Origin of the sequence: Rheinheimera tangshanensis (genome assembly GCF_014645135.1) — a bacterium.
Classification (GTDB): Bacteria; Pseudomonadota; Gammaproteobacteria; order Enterobacterales; family Alteromonadaceae; genus Pararheinheimera; species Pararheinheimera tangshanensis.
In genome coordinates this window covers 74,479-101,132 of sequence record NZ_BMLH01000007.1, presented here as the reverse complement: position 1 = coordinate 101,132, position 26,654 = coordinate 74,479, and the positions used below count along the sequence as shown (strand labels likewise).

21 protein-coding genes and 5 tRNA genes are annotated in these 26,654 nt (G+C 46.5%); 17 read left to right on the top strand and 9 right to left on the bottom strand.

Going from position 1 to position 26,654, the window contains the following annotated elements:
• Window positions 1–13 precede the first annotated feature (13 nt).
• The 3 genes from glgX to msrB all read left to right on the top strand — a co-directional run bounded on the left by glgX (window position 14) and on the right by msrB (window position 4,176).
• The gene (gene glgX / locus IEW88_RS13490; protein WP_229670488.1) at window positions 14–2,044 is read left to right on the top strand and encodes a glycogen debranching protein GlgX; all 2,031 of its coding nucleotides are present in this window, start codon (window positions 14–16) and stop codon (window positions 2,042–2,044) included.
• 89 nt (window positions 2,045–2,133) lie between these two features.
• Window positions 2,134–3,663 carry an NADP-dependent phosphogluconate dehydrogenase gene (gnd, locus tag IEW88_RS13485; RefSeq protein WP_053425720.1) on the top strand — a complete coding sequence of 510 codons (1,530 nt, stop codon included), beginning with the start codon at window positions 2,134–2,136 and terminating at the stop codon, window positions 3,661–3,663.
• A 114-nt stretch (window positions 3,664–3,777) separates the two neighbouring features.
• Window positions 3,778–4,176 (top strand): peptide-methionine (R)-S-oxide reductase MsrB, encoded by a 399-nt coding sequence (gene msrB, locus IEW88_RS13480; protein WP_053425719.1) that lies wholly within the window; start codon window positions 3,778–3,780, stop codon window positions 4,174–4,176.
• Here msrB and IEW88_RS13475 read toward each other — a convergent pair.
• On the bottom strand, window positions 4,157–4,951 hold the full coding sequence (locus IEW88_RS13475; protein WP_185148616.1) for a DUF2989 domain-containing protein: 795 nt from the start codon (window positions 4,949–4,951) through the stop codon (window positions 4,157–4,159). The genes msrB and IEW88_RS13475 overlap by 20 nt on opposite strands.
• Before the next feature lie 117 nt (window positions 4,952–5,068).
• Between IEW88_RS13475 and IEW88_RS13470 the strand changes: the two genes are divergently transcribed.
• The 5 genes from IEW88_RS13470 to IEW88_RS13450 all read left to right on the top strand — a co-directional run bounded on the left by IEW88_RS13470 (window position 5,069) and on the right by IEW88_RS13450 (window position 11,367).
• Window positions 5,069–6,568 (top strand): glyceraldehyde-3-phosphate dehydrogenase, encoded by a 1,500-nt coding sequence (locus IEW88_RS13470; protein WP_229670486.1) that lies wholly within the window; start codon window positions 5,069–5,071, stop codon window positions 6,566–6,568.
• A 282-nt stretch (window positions 6,569–6,850) separates the two neighbouring features.
• On the top strand, window positions 6,851–7,978 hold the full coding sequence (locus IEW88_RS13465; RefSeq protein ID WP_147904700.1) for a M14 family metallopeptidase: 1,128 nt from the start codon (window positions 6,851–6,853) through the stop codon (window positions 7,976–7,978).
• A gap of 96 nt (window positions 7,979–8,074) precedes the next feature.
• Window positions 8,075–8,401: a zinc ribbon domain-containing protein gene (locus IEW88_RS13460; protein ID WP_147904701.1), complete on the top strand. Its 327-nt coding sequence runs from the start codon at window positions 8,075–8,077 to the stop codon at window positions 8,399–8,401.
• A 1-nt stretch (window position 8,402) separates the two neighbouring features.
• Entirely contained in the window at window positions 8,403–8,684 is a 282-nt protein-coding gene (locus tag IEW88_RS13455) for a YeaC family protein (protein ID WP_053425714.1), read from the top strand.
• Entirely contained in the window at window positions 8,671–11,367 is a 2,697-nt protein-coding gene (locus tag IEW88_RS13450; RefSeq protein WP_147904702.1) for a DUF349 domain-containing protein, read from the top strand. Before IEW88_RS13455 ends, IEW88_RS13450 begins: the two co-directional genes overlap by 14 nt.
• Before the next feature lie 63 nt (window positions 11,368–11,430).
• Here IEW88_RS13450 and ansA read toward each other — a convergent pair whose 3' ends face one another.
• Window positions 11,431–12,444 (bottom strand): asparaginase, encoded by a 1,014-nt coding sequence (gene ansA / locus IEW88_RS13445; protein WP_053425712.1) that lies wholly within the window; start codon window positions 12,442–12,444, stop codon window positions 11,431–11,433.
• A gap of 233 nt (window positions 12,445–12,677) precedes the next feature.
• Here ansA and IEW88_RS13440 point away from each other — a divergent pair.
• From IEW88_RS13440 to IEW88_RS13405, 8 genes are all read left to right on the top strand, one after another.
• Window positions 12,678–12,768: transfer RNA gene (locus IEW88_RS13440), tRNA-Ser, on the top strand.
• Between the two features lie 214 nt (window positions 12,769–12,982).
• A complete protein-coding gene (gene uvrY / locus IEW88_RS13435; RefSeq protein ID WP_286049908.1) occupies window positions 12,983–13,618 on the top strand; it encodes a UvrY/SirA/GacA family response regulator transcription factor in 636 nt (211 codons plus the stop codon).
• 24 nt (window positions 13,619–13,642) lie between these two features.
• Window positions 13,643–15,457, top strand: coding sequence for an excinuclease ABC subunit UvrC (gene uvrC / locus IEW88_RS13430; RefSeq protein WP_147904703.1), 1,815 nt, complete (start codon window positions 13,643–13,645; stop codon window positions 15,455–15,457).
• A 30-nt stretch (window positions 15,458–15,487) separates the two neighbouring features.
• On the top strand, window positions 15,488–16,030 hold the full coding sequence (pgsA, locus tag IEW88_RS13425) for a CDP-diacylglycerol--glycerol-3-phosphate 3-phosphatidyltransferase (RefSeq protein WP_147904704.1): 543 nt from the start codon (window positions 15,488–15,490) through the stop codon (window positions 16,028–16,030).
• Window positions 16,031–16,163: 133 nt separating this feature from the next.
• Window positions 16,164–16,239, top strand: a tRNA-Gly gene (locus tag IEW88_RS13420).
• A 15-nt stretch (window positions 16,240–16,254) separates the two neighbouring features.
• Window positions 16,255–16,328 (top strand) — tRNA-Cys (locus IEW88_RS13415).
• Window positions 16,329–16,385: 57 nt separating this feature from the next.
• Window positions 16,386–16,472, top strand: a tRNA-Leu gene (locus IEW88_RS13410).
• 74 nt (window positions 16,473–16,546) lie between these two features.
• Window positions 16,547–16,622, top strand: a tRNA-Gly gene (locus tag IEW88_RS13405).
• Between the two features lie 133 nt (window positions 16,623–16,755).
• On the opposite strand, the gene IEW88_RS13400 is transcribed toward IEW88_RS13405, so the two are convergent.
• The 6 genes from IEW88_RS13400 to IEW88_RS13375 all read right to left on the bottom strand — a co-directional run bounded on the left by IEW88_RS13400 (window position 16,756) and on the right by IEW88_RS13375 (window position 24,637).
• Window positions 16,756–18,174, bottom strand: coding sequence for an SLC13 family permease (locus IEW88_RS13400; RefSeq protein ID WP_147904705.1), 1,419 nt, complete (start codon window positions 18,172–18,174; stop codon window positions 16,756–16,758).
• A 44-nt stretch (window positions 18,175–18,218) separates the two neighbouring features.
• Window positions 18,219–19,175 (bottom strand): porin, encoded by a 957-nt coding sequence (locus tag IEW88_RS13395; RefSeq protein WP_147904706.1) that lies wholly within the window; start codon window positions 19,173–19,175, stop codon window positions 18,219–18,221.
• Complete coding sequence (locus tag IEW88_RS13390; protein ID WP_147904707.1) at window positions 19,168–20,490, bottom strand: dicarboxylate/amino acid:cation symporter; 1,323 nt, start codon at window positions 20,488–20,490, stop codon at window positions 19,168–19,170. Before IEW88_RS13390 ends, IEW88_RS13395 begins: the two co-directional genes overlap by 8 nt.
• A gap of 197 nt (window positions 20,491–20,687) precedes the next feature.
• On the bottom strand, window positions 20,688–22,070 hold the full coding sequence (locus IEW88_RS13385) for a sigma-54-dependent transcriptional regulator (RefSeq protein WP_147904708.1): 1,383 nt from the start codon (window positions 22,068–22,070) through the stop codon (window positions 20,688–20,690).
• Window positions 22,071–23,864, bottom strand: a complete 1,794-nt coding sequence (locus IEW88_RS13380; RefSeq protein WP_147904709.1) for a sensor histidine kinase — start codon at window positions 23,862–23,864, stop codon at window positions 22,071–22,073.
• Window positions 23,864–24,637 (bottom strand): pseudouridine synthase, encoded by a 774-nt coding sequence (locus IEW88_RS13375; protein ID WP_147904710.1) that lies wholly within the window; start codon window positions 24,635–24,637, stop codon window positions 23,864–23,866. Before IEW88_RS13375 ends, IEW88_RS13380 begins: the two co-directional genes overlap by 1 nt.
• 156 nt (window positions 24,638–24,793) lie before the next feature.
• Here IEW88_RS13375 and IEW88_RS13370 point away from each other — a divergent pair, with 156 nt between their 5' ends.
• Complete coding sequence (locus tag IEW88_RS13370) at window positions 24,794–25,756, top strand: aldo/keto reductase (protein ID WP_147904711.1); 963 nt, start codon at window positions 24,794–24,796, stop codon at window positions 25,754–25,756.
• 54 nt (window positions 25,757–25,810) lie between these two features.
• On the opposite strand, the gene IEW88_RS13365 is transcribed toward IEW88_RS13370, so the two are convergent.
• A complete protein-coding gene (locus tag IEW88_RS13365; RefSeq protein WP_147904712.1) occupies window positions 25,811–26,638 on the bottom strand; it encodes an HAD family acid phosphatase in 828 nt (275 codons plus the stop codon).
• Window positions 26,639–26,654 lie beyond the last annotated feature (16 nt).

Sequence of the window (26,654 nt, the reverse complement as noted above, 5' to 3'; positions counted from 1 at the left end):
CAAGGCAGAGCAGATGTCTGAATGGATAAGCACAGTGGGTAGTGTATATCCACCAGGACCACAGCAAACCGGATCGGACAGCTGGAATTTTTCGGTTTACGCTCCTGATGCTTCTGCGCTTTGGTTATGTCTGTTTTGTGCTGATACAGAAGAGCCCTTGGCAGAAATTGAGTTTTTCGCCCGCACTGGTGAATCATGGCACTTGCATGTGGCTGGCATTGAGCAAGGCACTCTGTATGGATTACGTGCAGAAGGGGTGTGTCAGGCCAGTTCAGGCTTAGTGTTTGATCGCAACCGTCTGTTGATCGATCCCTACGCCAAACAGTTAAACCGGGCTCTGGTATGGAACGAACGGCTTTATCAGGTGCATAGTCATTATATGGTGCCTAAGGCTGTGCTCAGAACCGTTGAATTTGACTGGCAAGGCTCAAAAAAACCAGCCATCCCCCGTGAAAAAACTATTATCTACGAAGCTCATGTCAAAGGTCTGACCAAACTACATCCTGATGTGCCGGAACCGCTGCGTGGTAAATACCAGGGCATGTGCCATCCCGCTGTGATCCGGCACTTAAAAGACTTAGGTATCACGACGGTTCAATTGTTGCCTGTCGCCAGTTTTATGAGTGAACCTCGGTTAGAAAAGCTGAAACTAAGTAATTACTGGGGTTATAACCCCATCAACTTTTTTTCTCCGGACGCCCGCTATCAGGTAGATGATGCAGTCAAGGAGTTTAAAGAGCTGGTTCGCACTTATCACCAGCATGGCCTGGAAGTCATTCTGGATGTGGTGTTTAATCACACGGCTGAAGCAGAGGATTACCGCTTAAGCTTCAGAGGCCTGGCAAACCGGCATTATTACCTGTTTGAAAATCATGCCGATATTACCGACTACCAGCAGAACTGCAATTACAGTGGCTGTGGCAATACACTCAATGTTGCTCATCCAATGACACAGCGTTTGGTGTTGGATGCATTGCGCTATTGGGCCACTGAGATGCAAGTCGATGGGTTTCGTTTTGATCTGGCCGTGACCTTAGCCCGTGAGCATAAACGCTTTGATGCGTACGCAACTTTTTTACAAGTGATAGCACAGGACCCTGTATTAAGTCAGGTGAAATTAATAGCCGAACCATGGGATTTAGGTCCCTTTGGTTATCAGCTCGGCCAATTTCCGGCGCATTGGTCTGAACTGAATGATAAATGCAGAGACACCTTTCGCTCTTTCTGGCGTCAGGATCCTGGCCAATTACCACAATTTGCTACCCGGTTGTTAGGATCCCGCGATATTTTTCAGAAGCATCACAAGCCAGCTTGTTGCAGTGTGAATTACATCAGTTATCACGATGGGTTTACCTTGCAGGATATGGTGTCGTATCAGGATAAGCACAACTGGCTGAATGCAGAGCAAAATCGTGACGGGCATGGTCATAATTTAAGCGTCAATTACGGTGTGGAAGGGCCCAGCAGCGACGCTGATATTCTGCGCAACAGATACCAGCACAAACGAAATTTAGTCGCCACTCTGATGCTCAGTCAGGGCATAGTACACTGGCTCGGAGGAGACGAGCTGAGTCAGACTCAACAAGGTAACAATAACGCTTATTGTCAGGACAATGAGATCAGTTGGTTACACTGGCATCTGGATTATCAGGCCAGTCAATTTTTAGCTTTTGTCAAAAAGATGATTCGGCTACGCCAACAATTTAGCTGTCTGCAGCAACTCTCTTTGTTGGATGATCAGTATCAATTGCATGGTGACAAACATCAGGTGAGCTGGTATCTGCCCGATGGAAGTGTGAAACAAGACGAACATTGGACTGATCCCTACAAAACCAACTGTGTTTTTGTGATAGAGCATTTAAAAGATCAGCAAAGTCTTTTGGTGATTATCAACGCAGCGGATCATCCACTGCAGGTCGATTTACCGAAAAAAAGTTGGCAGCTGTTGCTGGATACGGAATTTGACACGGGTGAACCGCTGGAAAAAGCAGCAACAAGAACACGTTATATGCAAAGCGCACGATCTTTATCCATTTGGAGCTGAGTTTTTTCAGCTTGGCTTTTTCTTTATCCGCAGTTTTCCAGTATAATCGCGGCCACTTTTGCAGTGCCGGATTTTAAAAGGAAAATCAAATGTCTGAGACATCCGTATTATGTGATATAGGTTTTGTCGGCGCAGGTGTCATGGGGAAGAACCTCATTTTAAACCTGGCTGATCACGGTTATCGGGTTGCCGCTTTTGATTTAGACCATAAAAAACTGGAAGCTGTGATAGCGCAGGACAAAGCCGAGCGGGGCGATAAACCTGCCCGGGTCATCAGCTGCAGCTCTTATACAGAACTCCTGTCGCGTTTATCCTCTCCTCATTTAGTGATCTTATCTGTGCCAGCCGGCAAGCCTGTTGATGATGTCTGTTTAAAACTGATCGATGCCGGTATTCAGGCCGATGACATTATTGTTGATACAGGCAATAGCTTGTGGACAGACACGGTGCGCCGTGAAAAACACTACGAAGGCAAATTTATTTTCTTCAGTACAGCGGTCTCTGGTGGTGAAGTGGGGGCCCGTTTTGGCCCTTCCTTGATGCCAAGTGGCGATCCTTATGCATGGACCAGGATTGAACCTATCTGGCGCGCTATTGCGGCCAAAGTTGACCCTGCAACAGGTCGTCCGCTGGAACGGCACGAACCCGGTAATCCGGTGACAGAGGGAGAATCCTGCGCCACTTATATTGGGCCGGGCGGTTCAGGTCACTATGTCAAAATGGTGCACAACGGTATCGAATATGCCGATATGCAGCTGATTTGTGAAGTCTATCAGGTGATGCGTGACGCACTTGGTATGAGTGCAGAGCAGGTATCCAAAGTATTTAAAGAGTGGAATCAGGGCATATTAAACAGTTACCTGATGGAAATCAGCGCTGAAGTGCTGGCCACGAAAGATTCAGAAACAGGCTTACCCCTGGTCGATGTGATACTGGATAAAGCCGGACAAAAAGGCACTGGTCTTTGGACTGCAGTCAGCAGTCTGGAATTAGGTTGTCCTGCACCTACGATCAGCGAAGCTGTATTTGCCCGTTCTATGTCGACTTTAAAAGATCAGCGGGTGTTAGCATCTACGTTGTTATCTGGTCCTGTGCGTGAACATTGCACAAATCAGACTGCTGAGCAGATGATCAAGCAGCTGCATGACGCACTGTACTGCGCCAAAATTTGTGTGTATGCACAAGGCTTTGATTTAATGAAGACCGCAGCAGCCGAGCATGGTTGGCAACTGAATTTTGCTGAGATTGCAAAAATCTGGCGCGCAGGTTGTATCATTCGCGCAGTGTTTTTACAGTCTATTACTGAAGCTTATGAGCGTAACGACGATTTACAGAATTTACTGTTGGATCCGTTTTTCTCCAAACAAATTTCTGTCAATCAGATGAACTGGCGTCGGGCTGTGGCTGAAGCAGCCATGACAGGTATTCCGGTATCTGCATTAAGCTCAGCTTTAAGTTATTACGACTCGTACCGTACTGCCGTCTTGCCTGCTAACTTGCTGCAAGGGCAGAGGGATTATTTTGGCGCTCACACCTTTGAGCGTACGGATAAAGCTAAAGGTAAAACTTTCCATGTCGACTGGGGTCATACCGACAGGCCGATGCAAAAAATTAAGTAAATAAAAAGCTCCGCAAGGAGCTTTTTACGTATTAAGAGTACTGTCGGCATAAACTGCTGTTGAACAGCGCAGCACTTTTTGTTTTGCTGCCTGTCCTTTGACCTGGAGTAATGAATGAAAAAAACTGAACAAGAATGGCGTCAGCAACTCACCGAAGAGCAATACAGAGTGACACGGCAAAAGGGTACTGAGTATCCTTTTAGCGGCTCCTTACTGCACAATAAAGCAACAGGCTGTTATCACTGTATCTGTTGTCAGCAGCCCTTGTTTGATTCTGCAGATAAGTTTGACTCCGGCTGTGGTTGGCCATCATTTAGTAAAGCCATCAAAGGTCAGGTCAAGTATGAAAAAGATCACTCTCATGGCATGAACCGTATCGAGATTTTATGTCAGCACTGTGATGCACACTTAGGTCATGTGTTTGACGATGGCCCGGCTCCCACCGGGCAAAGGTATTGTGTCAACTCCGTATCATTACTCTTTAACGCGGATGTTAAAATTTCGGCGGAGTAAAGTGCCCCAGCTGCAGCTGAGCCATAGTATGCTCAGCTGTGTCTTTAATTTTTTCGTGATCAAGCTGGGCTTGCTCCAAATAAATTTTTAGCTCTTGCAGCTCGACATTAAAAGCGCCGCTTTGCTGCGCCAGCAGTGCCCAATGGTAGGAGCTGGCGTAATCTTTTTTCTTATAAAACATACTGCTCAAGGATGCATAAATTTCCGGGTCGACTTTAGGTTGTGGCGGATAAAGCTCCAAAGCATGGTGCAGCAGTTGAATGCTTTTTTCTCTGTCTCTTTTACTGTAATAACTGACTAATGCCATTTGCAGCTCTGGTGTTTCCAGCTGATTATTTTGTTCAGCCTGCAAAAATCGCTGCAGATGACTGTCACTCTTATTACGCGACCAGTGGTAATACAACAGATGCGGATCATCAGAGCTGATGGTTTCATCACTTAAACGTTTGATCTCTTTAAGGCTTGTTATATAACCTACCATGCGAGTGCTGGTTTTTTCTTTCAGCTTGATATGCTCTATGCCTGCGGCCAACTCAATACATTTTGAGTATTTTTCAAGATCTATCAGCAACTGGTATTTATTTTTATCCGAAGGCAGATGCTTTTCCTCAAAGCGCTGCATAATCAGGTCACGGCGTTGCAGGTTACAATGAGAATCATCATTTAAGTCGTTGCAAATTCCAGGTTCTTTTTCACAAACAGCACGTAGCGTCAGCTCACCTTCAGAGCAGGCTCCCAGCAATACCAAGCTAATGCTTACCAGCAAATATTTCATAAGTATCTCATTCGTCTTTTCTGCCTCCAGCATAACGAAGAATTCAGAAAAAATCTTTTTGTAATTGTTGTCGTAGTATTACATGTTCAATTACAATGCGCCTGCCTGAATGTGGCGATGACCACAGGCACACCTCTGAACCTACAAGACGTAAAAGGCGAAACCATGACTCTATCACACGAAGAACAGTATCAACGCAGCTGGCAGGAGCGCCAGGAGTACGCTGAGAACATGCAACCTATTATAGGTCGTTTGTATCGCAATAAAGGCATTGAGGTTGTGGTTTATGGTCGTCCTCTGGTCAATGCAACCACTATTGACATCATTAAAGCACATAAAACAGTCGAACGTTTTGAACAGCAGAAGTTACGTTTAAGAGAAAGTTTTCCGGTTTTAGAAGCTATCTCCAAAATGGAACTGGCTCCGGGCCGCGTCGATATTGGTAAGCTGGCTTTTGCTTATCTGTACAAAAATGCTGGCGAAGGTCAAACCTTGCAGCAGTATTTAGATAGTCAGCTGTCTGAAATATTACACCGGGGCGATCAAATTAAGCCTGTGGACGTGGTGCTGTACGGTTTCGGTCGTATTGGCCGTTTGTTAGCCCGTCTGATGCTGGAGCGCTCAGGCCCAAGCAGTAAATTACGCTTACGTGCCATAGTGGTGCGGGGCGGTCGCAAAGGTGATTTAGAGAAACGCGCCAGTCTGCTGCGTCGCGATTCTATCCATGGCCCGTTTAACGGCAGTATTACCGTGGATGAAGAAAACGGCGGCATCAAGGCCAATGGTACTTTTATTAAAGTGATTTATGCCGATTCACCTGAGTTGGTCGATTACACCGCCTATGGCATTCACGATGCGCTGGTGGTGGATAACACGGGTATTTGGAAAGATGACAAAGAACTGTCTATTCACTTTAAATCCAAAGGCGCTGCGAAAGTGTTATTAACAGCTCCGGCCAAAGGCGAAGTGCACAACGTGGTCTATGGTGTGAATCACAGCATGATCCAGCCACAAGACCGCATCGTTTCAGCTGCAAGCTGCACAACTAATGCGATCACGCCTGTGTTAAAAGCTCTGAACGATGAATACGGCATCAAAAACGGCCACGTAGAGACTGTGCATTCGTACACCAACGATCAGAACTTAATCGACAACTACCACAAAGCAGAACGTCGTGGTCGTGCAGCACCACTGAATATGGTGATCACTTCAACGGGTGCCGCCAGCGCTGTCGCTAAAGCCTTACCAGAGTTAAAAGGTAAGCTGACGGGAAATGCAATTCGGGTTCCAACCCCTAATGTGTCTATGGCAATTTTGTCATTAAATCTGAATAAAACAACCAACCGTGAAGAGCTGAACAGCTATTTACAAAAAGTAGCACTGTTTTCTGAGCTCCAAGACCAGATCGATTTCACCAGTTCCACTGAAATTGTCTCCAGCGACTTAGTCGGCTCACGTTATGCTGGTGTGGTCGATTCTCAAGCGACCATAGTGCAGGATGACCGCTGTGTACTTTATGTATGGTATGACAACGAGTTTGGTTACAGCACTCAGGTGATTCGAGTGATGAACGAGATGGCTGGTATTAAATACCCAACCTTACCTATCAGCAAATAATAAAAGAACGTTGAACGGGCCGCCTTAGTGCGGCCTTTTTTGTTATCGAAGGTTACTAAATCTGTGGTAGCTGCAGATCAGCACGCAGTGATCCCCAAAGCGATGCGTCATGCATATCAGGGACCTTGAAGGGCAGGTTTTGCAGCGCCCGACAAAAAAAGGAGAAAGGCAGTCTCTAGTCAACAAAGCTGTGGCTTCAAGTGCGAAGGGGATAGTGTTATGATGCCGGTCCGTTAAGACTGCCCCAAGGCAGCATCTGTTACCTAACCAAGTGGATATGTTATGAAAATTACCTGTAATTTTGACAGCGGTAATATTGACGTGATCAAAGCCGAACATCCAGCCGATATTCAGCTGGCCATCCGTAAAGACCACAACTCAGACTTTTATCAGTGGTTCCACTTCCGTTTACATTCTCAAAGCCCTGAACCTCATACTATCCGTATTGTAAACGTCAAAGATTCGGCTTACCCGGATGGCTGGAAAGGCTATCAGGCTGTTGCCTCTTACGACAGAGAAACCTGGTTCAGAGTTGAGACACAGTTAGTAAATGATGAATTAGTCATCACCCATTACCCTGAAGCTGAATCTGTCTACTTCGCTTATTTCGCACCCTACAGCTATGAACGTCATATGGATTTATTACACTCGGCACAAAGCTCTGGTATGGCGCAAATTGTTGAGCTGGGTGAAACCCTGGACGGCCGTGATATGAGTATGCTGGTGGTGGGTGAGCCTGCTGATGGCAAGAAAAAAATCTGGATCACCGCCCGTCAACATCCGGGGGAGTCTATGGCCGAGTGGTTTGTTGAAGGTTTATTAGACCGACTTTTGGATGAAGATGACGCCGTGTCTCGAACCTTATTGGACAAAGCGGTGTTCTACATAGTGCCAAATATGAACCCGGACGGTAGCGTGCGAGGTCATTTACGGACCAACGCTGCTGGAGTGAATTTAAACCGCGAATGGCAAACACCCAGTATGGAAAAAAGCCCAGAAGTGTATTTAGTCCGCCAGCAGATGCTGGAAATCGGTGTAGATATGCTGCTGGATGTGCATGGCGATGAAAACCTGCCGTATAACTTTGTTGCAGGCTCTGAAGGTGTGCCTTCTTACAATGCCAAAATGCAACAACTGGAAACTGCGTTTAAAAATGCGCTTTTATTAGTAACACCTGAGTTCCAAACTGAATTTGGCTATGAACTGGATGAGCCAGGTAAGGCTAATCTGACTATCGCCTCGACCTGGGTAGCAGAACAGTTTAAATGTCTGTCGTACACTCTTGAAATGCCATTTAAAGACAATGCGAACCTACCAGATTTAGACTACGGCTGGTCTGATGTACGTTCGATGAAGCTGGGACAGGATAGCTTAGTTGCTGTGCTTGCTGTGGTTGATCAACTGCGTTAATGACTACGTATCTGCTATGACGCAAGCCGGCTTGGGCTGGCTTGCAAACTAGTTCTTTTGCTTTATAGTGCGCCATAACTTTTAGAGGGTTTTACTATGGCAATTATTTCCTGCCCACGTTGCGCGAAAAAAATTTCGGATAAAAGTCAGAATTGCCAGCATTGTCAGTTAGATATGACAGGCATGTCAGCAGAAAGAAAACAACATTTAGCCATCGAAGCCAGAGATAAAAAAATGCAAGGCGTTTTGAATCAATCGATGCTCGCACTCATTTTGTTTTTAGCTGGTTTCTGTTTCCTGTATTTTTGGGCCTTAGAGCCGGATGGTTATGAAGCTGTTGTCTCCAAAGGCATGATAGCTTTAGGCTTTCTTTGGTATATTTATGCCCGTGCTCGTCTGATCTATCTGAAGCGAAAAAATTAATATGGATTTCAAAGCTCTTGTTCTGGCGATGTCGCCAGAAACCTACCAATCCCTGCTAGATACAGTAGCCACAGGACGTTGGGCTGATGGTGTAGTGCTGTCAGACAGTCAAAAATCGCATACTCTGCAACTGGTGATGGCTTATCAGGCTTACGTACTCAAATCCACTGAACCCTACACCATAGGGGCGGATGGAGAAATGGTGATTAAATCCAAAGCCGAAATGAAAAAACAATTCCCTCAGGATTCTTCGATAGCAAGGTTTGCGCATGATGATCTTTAAACGTTGGTTCGCGCCTAAATGGCAACATAAAGACGCTGCAGTGCGGCAACAGGCAATTGCCGGGTTAAGTGTCGATGCTCAGCATAAAGAAATCTTGCATGAACTTGCCTTTAATGATGGCCATGAAGCGGTACGTCGTGCTGCATTAGAAAAATTAAATGAATTTTCGTTATGGTGGCAAGCCAGTAAACAGGACAGTGCTGAACGTTTAAAGCAGTATGCCGAAACTCAACTGGTACAGATGATACTGGACAATCGTATTTCGGTGCATTTAAAACGTCAGTTTATTGAAGAGTGCCACAGAAGCAGTATTTTAGAGAAATTAGCCTTAACGGAAGCAGATGCGGATATCCGTTTTTCGCTGATTATGCGGCTGAAGAAAACAGATCTGATCCTGACCAATTTGCAGCAAGACCTGTTGAGTCTGGAGCAAAAACGTCAGTTGCTTACTTTAATCACCGAGCCAAAACAGTTAGAAAAATTAAGCAAACAACTGGCTGAGCCTTTAGCCAGCGAGTTAAAACTGCAACTGCAACAACAGCAAGAAGCCAAAGACAAACCTGTCCAGCTTCGTAAAGTGGTCAATTTGTTGTTAGCTAAATTCAATGCAGTGCGTGAACGTGGCGATTTAACTCAGATGCAGCAAAAATGGCAGCAGTACCAACAAGAGTGGGATGCTGTGCAGTCTGATCTGGCGTTGCTGGACGATGCGGTTGAACTGACGCAAAAATACGAAAAGATAAAAGTCTTAACGGAAAACGCCTGGGCGCCGCTGCGCAAAGAGCAGCAACAACAGTTGGCTCAACAGCAAAAAATTGTCGCATTACAACAGCAGCAACAGCAGTTTGAAAACCAACTTCAGGCGATGCAGCAGCAGTTATCTCAGCTGATGTCTGAAGGCCGCTTAGATGAGACGGATCCGTTAGCTGCAGAAGCGGCGACTTTGCTGCAACAGATCTCACAGAGTGAATTAGCAGCTGGGGTAAAGTCAGGTCTGCAAAAAGCGCTGGCTACCTTTGAACGTCAATTACAGCAATTACCAGCTCAGGCCGAACAGTTATTTAAATTAACCCGCTTGTTAGCGGATTGGTCGTCTGCTGTTGTTCCTGCGGATGCAGTGCAGTTTCAACATATCGAAGCCAAGTACCAGCAGTGGCAGCAAGAATGGAGTAAAGGTCGCAAGGCGTTGGGCGCTATGTTGCCAGAGAGCCTGGCGCAAGCTCAGCACCAACTCAATGCACAGTGGCAGCCACTGATGAGTGAGTTTGCAGCCCAGACTGAAAAAAATCTTAAATCGGTGCGCTCTAAGCTCGCTGAATTCCGGCGTTTATATGAAGCAGGGCGTTATAAAGTGTTGTTTGGCTTGTTCAAAGGCATTCAACAAAGTTACGCCGAGCTTAGTGTGGCTCAGCAACAACAACTGGCAAAAGATTATCAGGCTGCTGAACAGCAATTACAGCAGCTCAATGAATTACAAAACTATATTGCGACACCTCGCAAACAGGAACTGGTTGCACAAATGCAAGCTTTGGCTGTAGCCACTGATGTCGCTGCGCCAGAGCGTGCTGAACAAGTAAAGTTAGCTCGCGCAACCTGGCAGACTTTAGGTCGTGCCGATGAAGCGTTAGAGGCAGATTTGAATCAGGCCTTTAATCTTGCTTGTGAGCAGGCTTTTGCACCATGCCGCGACTATTTCGCCGCGCAGGATGAGCAGCGTAAACAAAATTCGTTAATAAAACAGCAAATTCTGGCGGATTTAACTGCGTTACTAGAGCAACCTCTGGACAAGAGCTTTGATAGTCAGTTAGCCAAATTACAAAAGAGCTGGCGGGAAAGTGGGCCTACAGAGTCGGGTCTTTATAAAGAACTTTCAGCCCGGTTTAAAACTCTGGTTGATCAGTTGAAAGGTCGCGTTCGTGGTCAACATGAACAGAATTTAACGGAAAAACAACAGCTGATTCAGAAAGCACAACAGTTGCTGAATTTATCCGTTGATGAAGCAGTGGCTGGCGCGAAAAAGCTGCAGCAAGACTGGAAACAGATTGGTTTTGCCGGAAAAACGGATCAACAACTCTGGTCAGCATTCCGTGTCGTCTGTGATCAGATTTTCGCTAATAAAACAGCTGCAAAGCAGCAACAAGATCAGCAATGGGCAGAGCAGCAACAGCAAGCGGAAACTCAATTCGCTGAAGTTGCAACACAGTGCACACAAGCAGCCACAGCGGCAGAACTGCATGCGGCTCAAGGCGCATTAAAAGCGCTGGACCTGCCAGCCAAATCTGCTTTGTTGCAGCAAAAGCAGCAGTTGTTAGCGGAAGTCCAACAGAAGCTGGAAATCTTAGAACAGACTGCTTTTAATGCCAGTTATCAGCAATTGTTTGCGGTACTTGAACAAGCTGATGTAACAGCTGAAGCTATTCCAGCGCGTTTTCGTGAATACTTTGCCAAAGGTAATGAAGAGCAACTGACCCGTGCTCAGCTTACGACCGCTATAGAACTTATTAGTGGGAAAGACTGCCTTGCTTCAGACAAAGCTCAGGTGCAACTGCAATTGTTGTCAGATAAACACAATTCGGGCTCCAGCCTGACAGTGGATGCGTTATTAACACGCTGGTTAGGTTTTGGCGCTGTGAAAGCAGAAGAGCAGAGCTTATTACAACGTCTAAAAGTTGTGTTTGCGTAAAGCAAATATTGCATACGAAAAAGCCAGCGCAAGCTGGCTTTTTTACATCAGAACTACACGAATTTACAGCGTCAATTCACCACGCAAACTTTGTTGCATAAAAAGCCGGACTTGCTCAGTGCTTAAAGGTTGACTCAGTAAATAATGCAGTTTGGTCAAGGTGGCTTCGAGCGTCATGTCGTACCCACTGATCACACCACAAGCTCGCAGGGCATTGCCTGTCGCATAGCCACCCATATTTACTTTGCCTTTAAAACACTGAGTGCAGTTGACAATGATAGTACCGCGCTTTGACGCTTCCGTCAGAGCTTCAAGTAATTCAGCTTGCTGCGGTGCATTACCTACACCGTAGGATTTTATAATTAAGGCTTTGATCGGAGCCGCCGCCATATTTCTGATCACATCCGCACTAATACCAGGATATAAAGTCACCACGCTGATTGGCTGAGGTGTGATTTGAGCAACTTTTAAAGCTCTGGTCACTGCAGTCGACGCCAAATGACCCGCTATTAAATTGATATGAATACCGGCTTCAATCAGCGGTGAAAAGTTCGGAGATGCAAAAGCATCAAAACCATCAGCATCCGCTTTGGTGGCGCGGTTTCCTCTGAATAATTTATTGTTAAAAAACAATGCCACTTCAGCGATAGGATAATAGGCTGCTAAATACAAAGCATTCAGTAAATTCACCTGGCCGTCAGAACGTAATTGCGCCAATGGAATTTGTGAACCAGTGACAATAACGGGTTTGGCCAAATCTTCCAGCATAAAAGACAAAGCCGAGGCCGTATACGCCATGGTATCAGTGCCATGTAGCACAACAAAACCATCGTAATCGGCGTAATGACTTTGAATATCAGTGGCAATTTCCAGCCAGTGCGCTGGTGTCATGTCAGAGGAGTCAATCACAGGGTGGTATTCGTGGATGTCAAATTCTGGCATTTCTGACCGGTAAAACTCTGGCATGCTTTTGACTGTCTCGGATAAAAAGCCCGGAACAGGCACAAAACCATTACTCGATTGTTGCATACCTATGGTTCCGCCTGTGTAGGCGACATAAATTCGTTTTTTGTTCATGACAGAGAAGGTCCTGATCTGTTGTCGCCCTATTGTAATCAACAGTAGCAGGGCTGTCAGGTTTTGTTCGGTTTAATCTGTGTTGATGCAGTTATTTAGGCCTTAACCGTCTTAAATCCCGGAGAAAATTAGTAAAAAGTGACCACTTTGCACAAATGCTGAGCAAACGAATGAAAAGCGATAGAAAAGCACTTTACAAAAAAAGGCGGGCCCCCTAATATGACGTCCAACGCGGAGGGGTGGCAGAGCGGTTTAATGCACCGGTCTTGAAAACCGGCGAAGGTTAATAGCCTTCCGAGAGTTCGAATCTCTCCCCCTCCGCCATTAAAACCACCATACAGGTGGTTTTTTTATGCCTTCAATTCGCTATCTCATTGGTCCATAACGTTTTTTCATTTTTTCTCCACTAATTTTATGTTACTTATCGCTTTCTGCATTGAAGGGCTTGAGCTTTGTCCCGTCTCTGCTTTATGCTCAGATAGAATGCAGCTAGACTAGAGACGTTAACCTTGGCCCTGGAGAGAGCAAATTGATAAATGTGTTATTAGTGGATGATCACGAGCTGGTTCGAACCGGTATCAGTCGTATACTAATGGACGAACGTGGCATCAAGGTCATAGGTGAAGCGATTTCCGGTGAAGCTGCCATCCAATTTTGCCGGGCTCAGACACCGGATGTAGTGCTGATGGATATGAATATGCCTGGTATGGGCGGTATGACAGCCACCAAACGTATTCTGCATTATTGTCCTGAAATCAAAGTGCTGGCTTTATCAGTCTCCTGCGAGGAGCCTGTTCCTACCAAAGTAATGCAACTAGGGGCTGCGGGTTTTATCTCGAAAAATGCGGCTCCCTCTGAGATGATTAGTGCCATTCGTAAAGTACATGCCGGGGAGCGTTATATCTCAGGTGAAGTCGCACAAAAGATGGCGATGAGTCGGGTGACTAGCAGTAACCAGAATCCTTTTGAGGAATTATCTGACCGTGAAATGCAAATTATGTTGATGATCACACGGGGACAGAAGGTCAATGATATTGCTGAGCAGCTGAATGTGAGCGCCAAAACAGTGAATTCTTACCGCTATCGTATGTTTGAAAAATTAGATATCAGCGGTGATGTAGAGTTAACTCACCTCGCTTTGCGTCATGGCATGATCGATATTGCAAAGTTGTAATTGTCTTTATGATGTTTAAATTTAATGTTTGATGCCAAAAGCTTCCTGAAAACAGCGCCTCATTTGCCGGGCGTGTATCGTATGCTTGATCAGAAAGAGACCGTCATTTATGTCGGTAAAGCTAAAGATCTGAAAAAGCGTTTATCCAGTTATTTCCGCCAGAATGTCTCCGGCAGTAAAACCCGGGCCTTAGTCAGCCATATTCATAGCGTAGAGCTGACGGTGACACAAAGTGAAACCGAAGCGCTGATTTTAGAAAACAACCTGATTAAGCAGTACCTGCCGAAATACAATATTTTACTGCGGGACGATAAATCTTATCCTTTTATTTTGATCACCAACCATAAGCATCCCAGGATCAGCTCACATCGTGGGCCCCGTAAAGTGGAAGGCCAGTATTTTGGTCCTTATCCAAGTGCCGGCGCAGTGTGGGAAAGCTTAAAGCTATTACAAAAAGTATTTCCTATACGCCAGTGTGAGGACGGCTTTTACCGAGCCCGTACCCGGCCTTGTTTGCAGTACCAGCTAAAACTTTGTTCAGCGCCTTGTGTGGGCAAAATCTCAGACGAAGACTATGCGGCTCAGGTAAAAAATACCTCGTTGTTTTTATCCGGAAAAAGTCAGCAATTAATAGAACAACTGGTGCAGCAAATGGAACAAGCCAGTAGCGAAATGGCTTTTGAAAAAGCGGCGCAGTTTCGCGATCAAATCATTAGCTTACGCAAAGTGCAGGAACAGCAATACGTCAGTGGTGATCACGAAGAGATGGATGTGATAGCGCTGGAGTGGTCACATGGAGTGGCTTGTATCCACGTGCTTTTTATTCGGGATCACAAGGTGCTGGGCAGTAAAAACTTTTTCCCTAAAGTGCCGGCGGGTTCTGAGCCAGAAGAAATTTTACCGTCATTTTTGGCACAATTTTATTTAAGTGGCGCTGGTGGTCAGATGGTGCCTAGAGAGCTGGTCTTGAGCGAGCAAGTGGCGGAAGATGAACAGCTGGCACAAGCTATTGGTGAATTAGCGCAACGTAAAGTGAGTTTTGTTTACGCCAAACGGGGTGAAAAAGCCCGATATTTAGCTTTGGCACAAAAAAATGCTCAGCTTGCTGCTGCGACTAAATTATCAGTGAAAGAGCAGGTGGCTGTGCGCTACCGCGAGCTCAGACAAACTCTGAAGCTTGAGTCTTTAGAACGAATGGAATGTTTTGATATCAGTCATACCATGGGCCAGTCGACTATTGCATCTTGTGTGGTGTTTGATGGCCAGGGGCCGAACAAAAGCGAATACCGTCGTTTTAATGTTGAGGGTATCACACCAGGTGATGATTATGCCGCTATGTTATTTGCGTTGAATAAACGCTATGGCAAACTCACCGATGAAAGCCGTATTCCTGATTTGATTTTAATAGACGGTGGCCAGGGGCAATTGACTCAGGCTATTAACTTTTTCAGTGACTGGCCTTTTGCGAAAAAACCTTTATTGGTGGGGGTAGCAAAAGGCACCAGCCGTAAACCTGGTTTAGAAACTTTAATTTTACCTGAGAACCCGGCAGGGTTTTCTTTGCCCACTGAATCGCCGGCTTTGCACTTAATTCAACAAATCCGCGACGAAGCGCACCGTTTTGCCATTACAGGCCATCGCAATAAACGCGGTAAAGCCATTATTAAAAGCCCGCTGGAAAATATCGATGGAGTAGGTGAGAAACGCCGACAAGCTTTGTTACAATACCTCGGAGGTTTGCATGGCGTAATGCAGGCTTCAGTGGACGAACTCGCGACAGTACCGGGAATTTCCAGGCAACAGGCCGAAAAGATTTACCAGGCATGTCACAATAACTAAAAATTTGTGCCGACTTTGAGAAGTAGCGTTATGTGGAATATTCCAAATCTGTTGACTCTGTTCCGATTGTGTTTGATCCCGGTTTGTTTATTCTGCTTCTACTCTGAACTGGAACACGCCCGTTTTTTTGCTGCTTTTGCTTTTTGGTTTGCCGCTATCACTGACATGTTAGACGGTTATTTAGCTCGCAAGATGCAGCTGATGACTCCTTTTGGTGCTTTTTTAGACCCGGTCGCAGACAAACTGATGGTTGCAGCAGCATTGGTACTTATTGCCGTAGATATGCAAACGCTGTGGGTGACTATTCCGGCTTTTATAATGATTAGCCGCGAGATTTTAATTTCAGCGTTGCGTGAATGGATGGCTGGAGTAGGGCAGCGTGCTCAGGTGGCCGTGTCAGAAGTGGGTAAATACAAAACAGCAGCTCAGATGTTGGCATTGATTGGCTTGATTTGGCAACCCGTAGGCTGGCTGACTGATTTAAGTATGGCGCTTCTGTATATAGCCACTTTACTGACCGTCTGGTCAATGTTGGTTTACCTGAAAGCATCCTGGCCAGCGCTGAGTAAATAAGCGGAAAAAGTTTGCAAAAACAGCAGTGAAGCTACTTTTTGAGCAAACGAATTTAAAAGCATAAATTTGTGGTTGACGTAAAAGCATAAACCAGTAGAATGCGTCTCGTGTTACGGCGAATGGCCAGTACAAAGCGGGCATAGCTCAGTTGGTAGAGCGCGACCTTGCCAAGGTCGAGGTCACGAGTTCGAGCCTCGTTGCCCGCTCCAAGTCGTACGCCAAATGGCGGGTTGGCAGAATGGCCATGCAGCGGATTGCAAATCCGTCCACCTCGGTTCGACTCCGGGACCCGCCTCCATTTAATGCGTTATTTGGTTAGATGCTGTTGGCTGTAATGCAAAATTGAAAAGTGTTTGCCCGGGTGGTGAAATCGGTAGACACAAGGGATTTAAAATCCCTCGCTCGAAAGGGCGTGCCGGTTCAAGTCCGGCCCCGGGCACCATCTCAACAGCACTATGTTGAGATAAGCTAGAAAGATAAAATACCAAAGCAGATTGTTATCTGCACAATGCCTAAGCGGGCATAGCTCAGTTGGTAGAGCGCGACCTTGCCAAGGTCGAGGTCACGAGTTCGAGCCTCGTTGCCCGCTCCAAATTAAGAAAAAAGCAGCCTGAAGGCTGCTTTTTTCGTTTCAGAATGTCTAAAGTATTTCGGTGATTTGGAACCATAGGTGTGACACAAAAAAAGCGGCCAAAGCCGCTTCTATTGCTAATCTGTTGAACGGTCTAACTTACAAGCTGTGGCCCTAACCACAGACTAAACAAGCTAATCGCCACTATACCGACCAGATTCAGCACCAGGCCTGCTCTTACCATATCTTTGATCTGCAACTTACCTGACGCAAACACAATAGCGTTTGGCGGCGTTGCCACTGGCATCATAAAGGCGAAGCTGGCGGCTAAGGCGGCTGGTACGACTAAATACAGTGGTGACAATTCCATTGAGACAGCAACAGGGCCTAATAGCGGCAGGAAGGCTGCAGCAGTCGCGGTATTGCTGGTGACTTCTGTCAGGAAGATGATCAGACTAGTGACAGTGACTAGCAGTAAAATAGGTGGCACTCCGTCCAGTAACTGTAATTGTTGCGCTAAGAGTTCAGCCACACCGGTTTTTTGGATCTGATCGGCCATACTCAAACCGCCGCCAAACAGCAATAACACGCCCCAAGGCACGTTTTGACTGTCTTTCCATTCCAACAACGCAGTGCCAGAGCCTTTTTCACCCGGTAATAAGAACAATAAAGCAGCGGCGCAAAGTGCAATCACGGTGTCGCTGATGGGTAATCCAGTCCATTTCACCAACCATTGTTGACTGATCCAGCTCAACGCAGCCAGAGCGAACACCATCAGCACCAGTTTTTGTGAACGTGACATCAAACCCAAAGCTTTTAACTGGGCCGGCGTATCATTCTGACTGGCCTCTGATTTAGGCATGCGAAAATGTACCTTTGTCAGCCATAGCCAACAAATGATCAGCATAGTCAGCGCCAATGGCACCCCCAAAATCATCCAATCGGCAAAACTGATTTGCATACCATAACTTTTCGACAGATAAGCAGCTAATAACGCATTAGGTGGTGTCCCTATCAGAGTTGCTATACCGCCAATACTGGCGCTATAGGCAATACCTAATAACACAGCTTTACCAAACTGGTCCTGAGTTGAAGCATTGGCCATGGCGATAATGGACAAACCAATGGGCAACATCATGACAGCAGTGGCTGTATTGGACATCCACATCGACAAAAACGCAGTCACACCCATTAAAGCCGCTATTTGCAAGCCTGGAGAAGTACCAACTAAAGACAAGGCTTTTAAAGCGATACGTTTATGCAAATTGGTTTTTTCCATCGCAATAGACAGGAAAAAGCCGCCGAAAAACAAAAATATTAGTGGATGCGCATAAGGGGATGTTGCTGCATCGAGTTTATCTATACCCAGCAGAGGAATAAAAATCATCGGCAGTAACGAGGTGACTGGGATAGGTACTATTTCGGTGATCCACCACAGCACCATCCAGGCCATTAAGCCTGTGACCATCCAGGCGGCCTGGCTCATTTCTGTCGCTGGCGCAGGCAGAAGAATAGTCAGTAAAAGCAATAAAGGACCGCAGAGTAGAAATAAGCGGCGGGTAACAGGTGACATAGATAATCCTTACTTAAAGCAACCGGAGCTAAGCTCCGGTATGTTCAGAATAAAAACTTCAGGCCTAAAGCGGCCGCATGATCTTTATCGGTTTCGAACTTGAGTTTGGACAGAAGCAGGTAAGCCGTCAAATTGTTTCGCCATTGATAATCCAATCCGATGTTATGCAGGCGTGCATTTTCTGCATGGCGGGTTTGGCTGTCATCTTTTTGCCATTGCCACTTGTAAGTCCAGTCACCACGCTGATAACTCAGCTGAGCCAGCCAGGCATCGCCTGCTATGTTGCGCACCACATCTTCACTGTGTTGATACATCAGGCCGGCAGCAAGTGTCGATCCATTCAGTTGCCACAAAGGCATCTGAGCCAATAAACGTTCTGCAGTGATGTTATTCAGCTCGTCTGTACGGCCATAGGCCAGATACAGCGGGTACTTTTTTAAAGCAGGGTCGCCATAGCCCAGCACCCAATCGTAGCCACCAGCAACCTCGTCGCTGGCTCCTGTTTGGTAAGTGGCAGATAAGTTAAAACCCTCAATCACCGGAGACTGGTAGCCAATCACATTTTCAAGCCTGTCCTGACCTGGCGTAATTTGAGCGATATCGGCCACTGTCTCGTTAAATAAATCGATTTTGCCTTCAGACTTTTTAAACTTGGTGTCGTTTTTACCAAACACCAGTTCGCCATAAGTCCCGGCAACGCCAATATAGGTGTTACGGGAACCTAGTCTGTGATCTTTGTTAGCGTCATCCAGACCGTTCACTTGCCATTCGTACACCGCAATCAGCGCCAAACCGTCGGTTAATTGATGTTTGGCTTTTACACCTAAGCGTGAGAAAGGCGCCTCAATCTGGTGGCCCTCATCGGCATACCTGTACAAGCCCTTGTCCACATCCAGCGCCTGTAATTCAAGTTTGCCGTACCAATCCCATTCAAAGGCATTGGCCGCTGAGCTAAAGGCCAGAGTGGTGCAAATGGCAGCGGATACATACGACTTAACCATGCTGCACCTCCACTGTTGCGGCAGTCGCTATTGGAGTCGTTTGCTGCGGTATTGCACCTTGGGCAAGCTCCTTATCCAGTTGCGCTGTATCCAACTCGCCACACCATTTTGACACGACTAAAGTCGCAACACCGTTGCCTATTAAGTTGGTTAAAGCCCGTGCTTCAGACATAAATCTGTCTATGCCTAAAATCAAGGCTATACCAGCCACAGGCACTGAGCCTACAGAAGCCAATGTTGCCGCCAGAACAATAAAACCACTGCCTGTGACGCCAGCTGCGCCTTTTGACGTCACTAATAATACGGCAAGCAGAGTCAGTTGCTGAGTTAAATCCATAGGCGTATCCGTAGCCTGGGCAATAAATACAGCAGCCATGGTCAGGTAAATGGCAGTGCCATCAAGATTAAAGGAATACCCTGTTGGTATCACTAAACCTACGGTGGACTTGGTCGCGCCCAGCTTCTCCAGTTTCGCCATCATGCGTGGCAGCACAGATTCAGAAGACGAAGTACCTAAGACAATCAGCAGTTCTTCTTTGATATAGCGGATAAATTTGGTAATCGAAAAGCCGTGGTAGCGGCAAATAGAGCCCAGCACGACAAAAATAAAGACTAAACAGGTAATGTAGAAGGTGGCCATTAAGCCAGCTAAAGACCATAAAGTCGCAATACCATATTTACCTATGGTAAAGGCCATGGCACCAAAAGCTCCGATAGGGGCGACTTTCATCAGCATATGCACTATGGCAAATAATACTTCAGAGCTTTTCTCGACATAACCAAAAATCAGATTCTGCCGGCCGCCTAAACGCTGCAGCGCAAAACCAAACAAAATAGAGAAAAACAGTACTTGCAGCATGTCACCGCGGGCAAAGGCGTCAAATACGCTGCTTGGGATCACGTTCAGTAAAAAATCTGTAGTGCTTTGCATCTGATCAGGAGCTGTGTACTTACTGATGGATTGCTGGTCCAGACTGGCCGGGTCTATATGCATACCCACACCAGGTTTGACGACATTAATCACCACTAAACCAATAATTAAAGCGATGGTAGAGACAATTTCAAAATAGAGTAGGGCGTAACCCCCTGTTTTTCCGACTTTTTTCATATCCTCCATACCTGCTATCCCCACCACTACGGTACAAAAGATAATGGGCGCGATAATCATTTTAATCAGCTTGATAAACGCTGTGCCCAGAGGCTGCATGGCGGTGCCGAGCTCCGGGTAAAAATGACCTAAAAAGATACCTATGCTGATGGCGAGTAACACCTGGATATAAAGGCTGGATAACAGCTTTATGGCTTTGTTTTTCATTGTTATAGTCTCTCTGATTATGGAGAAAATCTCCCTGTCAGACAGTGAATAGCAAAGAGGACGCCAGCTTTTTATTCTTTTAAATATTGTTTAAATACAGGTGGTTAGGTGTGAATTTCTAGCTAATTGCAAAAGCTTGTGTGGATTTCCACACAAAGCAAAATGAGTACTGTCACCAAATCCACACAAGACCATAATTAGTCTTCGTTTTTATCCAGAAAATCACGGCGGGTCAGTTGGTATTTTGCCATTTTGTCGTACAAGGTTTTACGGGGTAAATCCAGCTCTGCCATGACAGCTTTCATAGCGCCCTTATGCTGGTTCAGAGCTTCTTCCAGCAGCATCTTTTCGTAGTACTCCACCCGTTGTTGTAAACTCATACTGCCTGTGATGCCATGCTCTGCTTTATGTGGCTGTTGATTAAAAGCTATATCCGCGCCCATTAACACATAACGCTCGGCCATATTGCGCAATTCCCGAACATTACCGGGCCATGAGTGCTGCGCCAGTTGCTGTAACTCGGCCGTTTGAAGTGGGATATATTCTTTATGAAAACGCGCGGCAGCAATGCGGGCAAAATGTGAAAACAATAAAAATACATCGTCTTTGCGCTGACGTAAGGGGGGCAGCTGTAAATCTACCAAAGACAAACGGTAATACAAGTCGCTACGAAATTCTCCTGTACCTGCCAGCTGTTTTAGATCCGCTTTACTGGCTGCTATCACCCTGATATCCAGCTCAATCGCCTGGTTGGAACCTAAGCGGGTGACTTTGCGCTCTTCCAGCACCCGCAGTAGTTTGACTTGCAAAGACAGGGGGGTACTTTCTATTTCATCCAGCAGCAAGGTGCCGCCATTAGCGAACTCAAACTTACCTATACGTTTTTTGTCTGCACCGGTAAAAGCTCCGGCTTCGGCGCCAAACAGCTCACTTTCAATCAACTGCTCCGGAATAGCGCCGCAGTTAATAGCGACGAAATTATGTTGACGTCTGTCGCTTTGTTCATGCAGGTAACGTGCGACCAGCTCTTTTCCTGTGCCGGTTTCACCGTAAATCAACACATCAGCAGGAGCATTGATCACCGCATCCAAAGTGCGTCGCAGCTGCTGCATCGCCGGGCTTTGTCCTAAGATCCGTAAACCGGGTTGCTGTTCCCGTTCAACCGCTGCTTTTAATTGACGGTTTTCCAGTACTAAATGACGTTTTTCCAAAGCACGGCGGCTGACTTCAACCAGATGATCGTTATCAAAGGGTTTTTCCAGAAAATCATAAGCGCCTTGTTGCATCGCTTTCACCGCAAGGGATACAGCACCATAACCTGTCAACATAACGACTGGTATTTCGGCGTCAATGGCATGAATTTTCTGTAGCAATTCCAGGCCGTTTAAAGCAGGCATATGCATATCGGTAATGACAATACCGTTGAAGGTTGTATTGATGCGACTTAACACTTCACCTGGGTTGGCTGTGGTGATACAAGGCAAATCTTCAAGTTTAAACAGCTGACTGACGGCACTTCGAATATCGGCTTCATCGTCAATAAAAATAATAGCTGGAAGCTGCTGCTCTATGTTTGCCATTTAAGACCCCGTCGTTGCTGTCAAAAGCACAATAATAAACTCAGCTCCACCTTGTGGGGTATTACGCACCTCAAGCTGACCACCAAAGGATTGTACTATACGTTGCGAGATAGAAAGGCCCAAACCAAGGCCATCTCGTTGCTTGGTGCTAAAGAAAGCCTCAAAAATACGTTCTAAATGATGAGGTTCTATACCTGGGCCCTGATCACGGATATGAATGCTGACCTGCTGTGCTTGTGTTCTGACTGCAATATGAAAAGCTGCGTCTGCTTGTCCTGCCATCGCCTGCACGCCATTGGTCAGAATATTCACCAGCACTTGCTCCAATTGAATACTGTCGGCCAGAACCGAGGGGGACTGCTCAGGCAGTTGCAGTCGCACTTTTACCCCTTGTTGCTGACATTGGTGCTTCACTATACCCAGCGCGTCCAGCACGAGTTTATTCACCTGCACCAACTGACTTTTGCCAGAACTTTTACGGCTGAAATCTTTAAACTGCGCCACTATGACACTCAGTCGCTGCATTAACTGGCGCATCGCCTGAATATTAGTTTTGGCATCATCCAGATAACCTTTGTCTATAAGCTTTTCAGTCGTCTGAGCATAACTTTGCAAGGCTGTCAGTGGCTGATTCAGTTCGTGATTCAGCGACGCAGATAAAGCGCCTATGGTCGCAAGTTTAGCGGTTTGCACCAGATGTTGTTCGGTTTGGGCCAGTTCAGTTTCGGTTTGTTCGCGTCGTTCAATCTGGCGTATCAACTGTCGGTTGGTTTCCGCTAAATCCTTGGTACGGGCTATCACTCTTTGTTCCAGTTGCTGATTATGCTGCAGCAACTGCAGATGACGTTTTTTCCGCTCGCGTCTCACCCACACTGCAAGTAAGGCGGAGCTGTAGATTAAAGTGACCAGTAACAGGGCTGACCACAATGCTGAACGATGCGGAGTCGGAGAGGCCAGTACAGTCAGAGTCCAACCAAATTCAGCTAAGGTGCGCTGGTAGGGCAAAAAGCTCAGGGTTTTATCGTCAACAGGTAAATGCCACAACGGGTAAGAAGACGCCAGCAAGGCGGAGCCCACCGAATAATGCAGAGGTTCTATCGCCTGAGTGATATATCTTTGTTGCTCTGAAGCCGTTAAGGAGCGCCCCGTCAGGCTGGTTAAACGCCACTGGGGCACATCAGATAAAAATACCTCATCACTTTGGCCTGTGACCATAAAATGACTATCGGCTAAACCGGCAATTTGCTGCTGATGTTGTTCTATAGGCTCCAGATCGACCTTAGCTACCATCACCGCCAGAATTTTATTCTGAATACGCACAGGCACACTGTAGTAGTAACCCCGGCGCTCACTGGTATGGCCCAGCGCATAATACTGAGCGTCCTGGCCGGTCAGAGCTTGCTGTACATAAGGCCTGAAACCAAAATCACGGCCCAGATAATAAATTTTTCCGTTGGCATTGGAGCTGGCTATGACAATGCCTGACGGGTTTACCAGATAGAGATCGGCGACATCAGCGCTACGCTGCAATTGGAACAAATATTGATTCAGTTGCTCTGTACTGCGCGGTAAGTCAAGTAACAAGGATTGTAATAAGTCCGAACTGGCTATTTGCCTCGGTAAATCAGCGTAGCGACCTATTTCGTAGCGAATGAAAGCGGCGAGATTGTCGCTTTGATGCTGCGCTTTGAGTGTCAGTTGCCGATAGTTCCAGTGCTGTGCGGCTGAAGCTGCCAGTATCAACACCAGCAGATAACCACAAAGCAGCAGAAACCAGCGCAGCTGTTTATTCATTAGCTGCGTCTTGAGGTTATGTTGGCTTTTGGTGCCATCGCTGAGGCTTCTTCTGTTTTACTCGAGCTTAATAACTTCGCTTCTAACTCTGCCATTTCGGCTTGGGTCAGTTCGCGGTATTGTCCGGCTTTTAACTCCGCCAGGCGCACATTCATAATACGAACCCGCTTGAGTTTAGTCACATTAAAGCCCAAAAATTCAGTCATACGGCGGATTTGGCGGTTCAGGCCCTGAGTCAACACAATATTAAAGGTTTGACGGGAGATTTGTTTCACCTGGCAAGGTAAAGTAATAGTCTCAAGGATAGGCACGCCTGATGCCATTTTACGCAGGAAATGTTCAGTGATAGGCTTGTCGACCGTCACCACATATTCTTTTTCGTGCTCGTTACCAGCGCGCAGAATTTTATTGACGATATCACCATCATTGGTCAGGAAAATTAAGCCTTCAGATTCTTTATCCAGCCGTCCGATAGGGAATATCCGCTCCGGATAGCCGATAGCGTCGATAATATTACCTTTGACATCCAGCTCTGTGGTGCAGGTAATGCCCACTGCTTTATGGTAAGCCAGATACACCCGCCGTGGTTTGGCTTTTAATGGTTTACCATGGACCAGTACCTGATCCTGTTCTGTCACTTTGGTGCCTAAAGTACCGGGCAAGCCGTTAACCGTCACCACACCTTGTTCGATCAGCTTGTCGGCTTCACGACGCGAACAAAAACCTGTGTCACTGATAAATTTATTCAAACGAAACAATGTAGTTTGGTCCAAAGCTTCACACCCGGCAGTTGAAAAAGGACGATAGTTTAGGGGCTCAAGGCATCAGGGGCAAGGCTGGTGTTTATTTTAAAGCAGAAAACGGACCTGCTCTTGGCAAGGCGGGCAGATCAGGTAAACTTACAGCTCACTCTTCAGAAGGGACCATAGATGTTACCTATTCAGCATTATTTCCCCCAGGCCGATGCCTTAGTTTATGGCTGTATGGGATTGGGCGGCAGTTGGGATCATCCCACCACCAGTAAAGAGCAGCGTGATTTATCTTACACCGCGATAGAGGCCGCGCTGGAGGCTGGTATTCGCTTTTTTGATCATGCCGATATTTATACGCGCGGCAAAGCCGAAGCGGTGTTTGGTGACTATCTAAAAGCGCATTCAGGTTTACGTGACCAATTACTACTGCAAACCAAATGCGCTATTCGCTTTGCCGACGCAAGCACAGTAGGGCGTTATGATTTTAGTAAAAGTTATATTTTGGATTCAGTGCACCAGTCGTTAAAACGACTGCAAACCGACTATATAGATATTTTATTGCTACACAGACCTGATCAATTGATGTTGATTGATGAAGTGGCTGAAGCTTTTGCAGAGCTGAAACAACAAGGTAAAGTGAAAGCTTTTGGCGTGTCCAATTTTGGTTGGCCACAACTGCAGTTGCTGCAATCTGTATTGCCTGAGCCTTTGGTAGCGAATCAGCTGCAAATGAGCCTGAACGACTTCAACTATCTGGAGCAGAACGTACTGACGGCTATGCCGGAGGGCGCAGCCCATCATTATAGTTATGGCACAGTGGAATACTGTCAGTTACACAAAGTGCAATTGCAAGCCTGGGGCAGTCTGGCGCAAGGATTGTTTAGCGGAGGCCGCAAGCCCGAAACAGCAGCACAGCAAGCGACAGCGGCATTGGTGGCTCAGTTAGCCGCAGACTATCAAACCAGCGCTGAAGCTATAGTTCTGGCGTTTTTGCTCAAGCACCCGGCAGGTATTCAGCCAGTGATAGGCACCACCTCACCAGCTCGTATCGCCGCTTGCCAGAAAGCCTTAACAGTGAATTTAAGCCGTGAACACTGGTATGCGCTTTATGTCGCCGCCAGGGGCAAGGCGTTACCTTAATAACCTCGAATAAACAAGGGCCAGCATACCCTTGTTTATTCGAAGCAGAAGCGACTACTTAGTGGCTGGTACAGACTGCAAATACTGACTGTTTGGCTGCTTTAAAATGGTCTGCCATGAACCATAAGTTGGGTTGGCTAACACAAACCATTTGGCACCCCAGTAGTCCTGATATGTATCGACCAGGGCTGAACGCTGTTCTGGCGTGATATTTTTCTTTACGTCTGGCAGGAAATCGCCAAAGTCATCACCAATCGACATTAAAATGCGGAAGTCTTTCGCTGCCAACAAACGGCGGCTTTCTTTTTCGCTGCTCCAGCCTTGTTGTTCTGACTTTAGCCAGATTTGTGAGGCGTCGATCTTCTCTATACCCACGGTTTTTAAGTTACGCAGCGTATCGGCTTTTTGTGGACAGCTGTCAGTGGCGCCGGCACGTTTTTCGCACTCACGATTGCTGATATACAGCACTTTTACCCCGGCGGCTTCAGCTTTATTGACAAAAGAAACAGCGCCCGGCACAGCTTTGGCCGCTGCCATAGCCACCCATTGATCCCAACGTTTTGGATCATAGCCTGCGTTTAATAACACAGCTTGCGCTGCAGTCGGCGAGTTATCCAGAATAGTCTCGTCAATATCAACAATAATGGCCAAAGGCAGCTGTTGATAGTTGCTGGTTTGGCTCGGCAAAGCTGTCCAGTTTTTATCAGCAATAGCAAGGGGCAGCTGTAAAGCAGCCGTCTGGTAGGTTTGAATCGCACTGGCTTTGAATTCAGCTGAGGTTTGGTACCACAGAGTGGCATTCATATTGTCGTGAGACGCTGCTTGTGAAGCAAAAGTGCACAAAAGCAGGCTGGTTAGCAGCGAAGATAGAGAGGATTTCATCAAAGACTCCAAAGCA